General features: G+C 64.8%; 3 protein-coding genes. 1 reads left to right on the top strand and 2 read right to left on the bottom strand.

What is annotated here, in order from left to right; translation table 11 throughout:
- Nucleotides 1–133 precede the first annotated feature (133 nt).
- A complete protein-coding gene (locus ABD841_RS40140; RefSeq protein ID WP_344982307.1) occupies nt 134–1,414 on the top strand; it encodes a tyrosine-type recombinase/integrase in 1,281 nt (426 codons plus the stop codon).
- A 585-nt stretch (nt 1,415–1,999) separates the two neighbouring features.
- Here the strand turns inward: ABD841_RS40140 and ABD841_RS40145 are convergent.
- Both ABD841_RS40145 and ABD841_RS40150 read right to left on the bottom strand, forming a co-directional pair.
- Nucleotides 2,000–2,593 (bottom strand): hypothetical protein, encoded by a 594-nt coding sequence (locus ABD841_RS40145; RefSeq protein WP_344982308.1) that lies wholly within the window; start codon nt 2,591–2,593, stop codon nt 2,000–2,002.
- Nucleotides 2,594–2,662: 69 nt separating this feature from the next.
- Nucleotides 2,663–4,966 carry a LamG domain-containing protein gene (locus ABD841_RS40150; RefSeq protein WP_344982309.1) on the bottom strand — a complete coding sequence of 768 codons (2,304 nt, stop codon included), beginning with the start codon at nt 4,964–4,966 and terminating at the stop codon, nt 2,663–2,665.
- Nucleotides 4,967–5,048: the final 82 nt, after the last annotated feature.

The raw sequence follows: 5,048 nt of genomic DNA on the forward strand, positions 1-5,048 counted from the left end.
GCCCCCAGGCCGCACGCCCGGACGGCGGGCGGGGCGCTCTGTGCGGCGGCGCGGCGCGCCGCCGCCTTGAGGCGTTCATCGCCGCCGGGGTCGTCGAGCCGATCACCATCACACGACGCAGGAGGGCCGCGTGATGGCCAGGACCGCCGTTGCCACCCCCGAGGAAGAGCCCCGGCGTTCGCGCAGGAGGAAGCCTCCCAAGAGGCGCTTCGGCCGCGTCCGGCAACTGCCGTCCGGCCGGTGGCAGGCCCGGTACACCGGCCCGGACGGTGTGGACCGCCCGGCCCTGGAGACCTTCGCCACCAAGACGGACGCCGAGGTCTGGCTGACCAGAAAGGAAGCGGAGATCCTCGATGACGAGTGGATCGACCCGGACGCCGGGAAGATCACACTCGGCGAGTACGGGCGGGCGTGGATCGACGAGCGCCCGAGCCCCCGCCCGCGCACGGTCGAGCTGTACGGCTACCTGTTCCGCGCCCACCTCGTCCCGGCCTTCGGCGAGAAGCCACTGAGCGAGATCAAGGACCCGCACGTCCGGCGGTGGCGGAAGAGGCTGCTGGACACGGGGGTCAGTGAGGTCACCGTGGTCAAGGCGTACCGACTGCTCAAGGCGTACCGGCTGCTCAAGGCGATCCTCACCACGGCCGTGGACGACCAGCTCATCAAGCGGAGCCCCTGCCGGATCAAGGATGCCGGTCAGGAGAGATCACCGGAGCGGCCGGTCCTCACGGTGGCCCAGGTCTACCGGCTCGCCGACACGATCGCGCCGCGTCACCGGGCGCTGGTGCTGCTGGCGACGTTCGGCGGTCTGCGCTGGGGTGAGCTGGCCGGCCTCCAGCGCCGGGACGTCGACCTGGACGCCGGGACCGTGCGCGTGGAACGCCAGTTGATGCAGATCACCGGTCAGGGGCTCGTCTTCACCGAGCCCAAGTCCGCGGCGGGCAAGCGGACGGTGGTGATCCCCGATCTGATCGTCGAAGATCTGCGGGCGCACGTGAAGGACTTCACCCAGGACGGAGAGGAGGGCCTGATCTTCGCTGGGCCGGATGACGGACCGCTGCGCAACGCCAACTTCAACCGGCGCGTCTGGGCTCAGGCACTCAAGGACGCCGACCTCCCGAAGATCCACTTTCACGACCTGCGGCACACCGGGAACACCCTCGCCGCGAACGCCGGGGCGTCGATCCGGGAACTGATGGAGCGCATGGGCCACTCCAGTACGCGGGCGGCGATGATCTATCAGCACTCCACCCACGAGCGGCAGCGGGAGGTGGCGAGGAAGCTCGACGGCCTCGCCCGCGGGGCACTCGGAGGCGATCGGGCACGCAACGGGCACGGAAGTCGGACGAGGCCGAATAAAGATCGAAGCCCAGGTGAGGAGAACATGCCTGACCTGGGCTTTTGTATGTCGTGAGGGCGGTGGAGCCTAGGAGATTCGAACTCCTGACATCCTGCTTGCAAACGGGAGCCGGTCACGACGTAGAGGGCTCCTCGCCCTGGTCACGCGGCAGATGCGGGTTGGTGGCGTGTGATCGTGTGAGGCGGTGTTGCTGTACACCGCTGCTGTACACAGCACCTCGGCCGACGGCCGGCTCCGTCATCCGATGGCAAGGGGACCCGTACCGCAGGGCCGCCAGGCCCGAGGAACGGCAGCCCCGCGGCAGCCAAGCGAGTACCGGATCAGGAGAGTAACTGTCCGTACACGTGGACAGACTGCATGACCTGCCAGAATGCTCGGACCAAGCGAAGGCTTCCTCTTGATCATCCCGCATATGACCCGCGAACGCCACGGCGGTCATCGTGGGGGCGGTGTGAGCCCACGAAGACTTGGATGACCCTAGCCGGACACGCTCGCGAGGTGCGGGGGCAGAGCGGGGAGCGTTCGACCTAAGCGGTGCGGTGGTCAGTCGTACTGCATCTGCAACGCGCGTCCCCGCTCTGGTCCTGCCTCCGATACCCATCACATCCTGGCCCGCCTACATCGGAGTCCTCAGTCCTCCTATGACCCGTCGGGGATGCGGTAGAAGGTGCGGGTCGACGTCCACCATTCCCGGTCGGCGAAGCGTCCCGTGATGCGGCCCATCATGCAGAAAAAGAGATGCACGTCCCAGTGCATGCCTTTCCTGCCGAGTTCCAGCCCTGCCGTATAGGGCCGGTAGTCGGCGAGGTCCATGTCTCCGCCTTCCTCGAACGGCGGGGTGACATCACCGAGTCGTTCTCCGTCATAGTTGAGGTACAGCGGCTCAAGCCCTTCGCCCACTTCTCCCGCGAAGTAGATCTCGAAAACGCGTCGCTTTCCCAGATTGCGGATCGCGGGATGGAACGAGTATGTGCCAAAGGCGAAGATGTGCGTCCAGCCGGGCGCGTGCGCGCCCATCCAGATGCCCACCTCGCTTGGGCCGTCATCCATACGGGCCAGCGTTTTCAGATCGCATTCCAGGCGCGAGCCTGGATCCACCTTGAGCAGCCGGGCCAGTTCCTCTTGATCGTCGCCTTCCACCCAGAGGGCGTGGAATCCGAGCTCGATCCAGTGCCCGTACTCGACCAGTAGGTCCCACTGGTTCTCTGCGGGAAGCGCCTGTTCCGTATTCATTATTCTCTGCATCCTCAAATCTAACAGGGAATGCGGGGCCACACTCGGCGGCCCCGCATTTAACAGCCATTAATCCACGATCTTCACCCAGAACGGACTGTCGCTGACCTTGGTGATAGTGTTGACGGGGTCGTAGGTGAGAAGGCGATAATGGCCATAGAACGCCTTGAGTGCGTCTCCATGTTTCCAGTTATGACCTGCTCGGACTCCCTGAACGGAGTAGTTAATCTTATCCTTAGCCGCCCCCTCCTGAGTGGAGGCGAAGGGATACTCGTCACACTGCACCTCTGTGTAGCCGTATTTTATGTAGACATCCGAAGTGTAGTACTTGCAATAGTTCGAACTGTAGTAGTTACCCAGGCGGAAATTGTCCTGGGGCACCTCGAATGCATGCTGGGAGAAGATCTTCCGGTTGTCCTCGTAGCCCGTATCGGTTCCCCTCCACAGCGGGGCGCCCTCAGGGGTGTTCGGTGGCTTGGCGTAGTTGCCCGAGATGACCTTCGGCAGTTCGTTGCCCAGCGGCCCCTTGACCGGCGGAAGGTTGATATCCCGTCCAGCGGTGGTGTCTCCGGGGCGGTACGGCGGGTAGGTGCCAGCATTCGTCGCCGGGTTCAGCGCCTTCTCGATATGGAGGATGACGTCCAGGAATTCACTATCCCTGCTCTTGGACATCGTGAACACCCGGTCGGCTCTGATGTAGATACAGCCGCCGATATTCCCACCCCCCTTATTGCCAACTCCGAGCTTCTTCCAGTCGCAGCGGAAGCTGGGGGACCACAGGCTGTTGCTCGGGGTACCCTGTCCCCATCGCACCACGCCGAGCCGCTTGCCTGCACTGCTCAGGAGTTCCTGGTCCCATAGAGGAAGCCTGCCCTTGTTCTCCTTGTACTGGGTGATGGCGGGCATGACGGAGCAGACTTCTCGGTCGTGTGCCGCCGGCTTGGACGTCCTGAGTAGATACTCGAGATACGGCGTCGCGCGCCAGCCCGCGATCGTCTTGAGCTGGGTGGGATTTCCCTTCTCGATTTGGCATCCTTGCGTGGCGAGGTCGAATTCGATCTGGACATCGTTCAGATCATCGTCGAGTTCCGTACGGCGGACGCCTCTGTTCCAAACACCGAAGTCCGTCAGCTTCACGAAGAACTTAATGTTCTGCGGCTTCAGACCGGCGGTGGCTGCGCCGCCCTTGTAGACGGCATCTCCGGTGGAGTCGCCGATGTAGGTGTGCGCCACCCAGGTCGCCCGAAAGGTGAACACGTCATCGTCAGTTACCTTGTCCAGCACCGCCGCCGGAATTCTCAACGGCCCGGGGAACAGTCTGACCCACCAGGCCGTCCTGTCCCTGCGCTTCTTGACGCCGTTGTCATCGTACTCCTCCCATCCTCCGTGTCCGATCCAGCTGGTCCAGCATGCGGAGTGTGGTCTCTCCTGCATGCGGGAATACGCGTCGGTGAATCTGGGCGCCTTGGTGGTGGCGTAGCAGTCCTCCAGGGACGGGTGTTTGTAATTGAAGTTGCCGGTCGCGGCCGCGGTCGGAGCTGCGGACGCCGTGGCCGGGTAGGGCTGGGCGGCAGGGCTGTTCAGGAGAGCGAGGATCTGCACGGTGTCGAGCGGCCGCTGGTAGATCTGGACCTCGTCCAGGTCGCCCTTCATTCTGCTGCCCAGCGCCATGACGGTGTCCGCGTTCCACGTCGTGAAGCTCACCGGAGCGGTCTTGATCAGGGCTCCGTTGAGGTACAGCGTCGCGGTGTCGGTTTCGGCGTCGTAGACGCCGGCGAGGTGGAACCACTCGTTGACCGGTGGTTCGACGTCGGACAGTACGCCCTCGACCGTGGCATCGGCGGCGTCGGCGCTGGTGAGGGTGAACACCAGCCCGCGGTCGGGGGTGTTGCCGAGGCGGAAGGGCGCCTGGTGAGTTCCCTTCTGCTCGATGACGCTGTAGTCGCCGTCCTTGTCGGCCCACCGTAGCCAGGCCGAGACGGCGAAGCTCTGGTCGGTGCGGATCACTGGTCCAGTGGTTTGTGCGAGCGGCTGGATTGCGCTGATGGTGAGTGGCTGCCAGTCTGACCACGCCGAGGACTGTTGCTCGGCGATGGCGCGGGCACGCCAGCGCACCAGCCAACCGTCGCTCAGCGTGTTGGCCGGGACGGCGATACTGGCCGAGGTGCCAGAGGCGATGTCGTCCACGGCTCCGGTCCAGATCTGGCCGGTGCCCTGCCCTTGTGGGGCGGCGGGGTCGTGCTCGATCTCGAACTCGGCCCGCAGGTTGCCGCCGGCCGGGTCGCTCACCTGCGCCAGCAAAGCGGGGGTGAGAGTGGGGGTGACGGTCTTGCCGTCCACCACCGTGGAGGGATTGACCTGCAGCGCCCCCACGGTCGGGTCGGAGATTGGACCGGGCAGATTGGATCGCCCCGGCGAAGTTGGAGGCTAGATCGCTTGGTTCTCGGCCGTCAGG

The sequence above is a fragment of the Streptosporangium fragile genome (genome assembly GCF_039534445.1).
GTDB classification, from domain to species: Bacteria; Actinomycetota; Actinomycetes; order Streptosporangiales; family Streptosporangiaceae; genus Streptosporangium; species Streptosporangium fragile.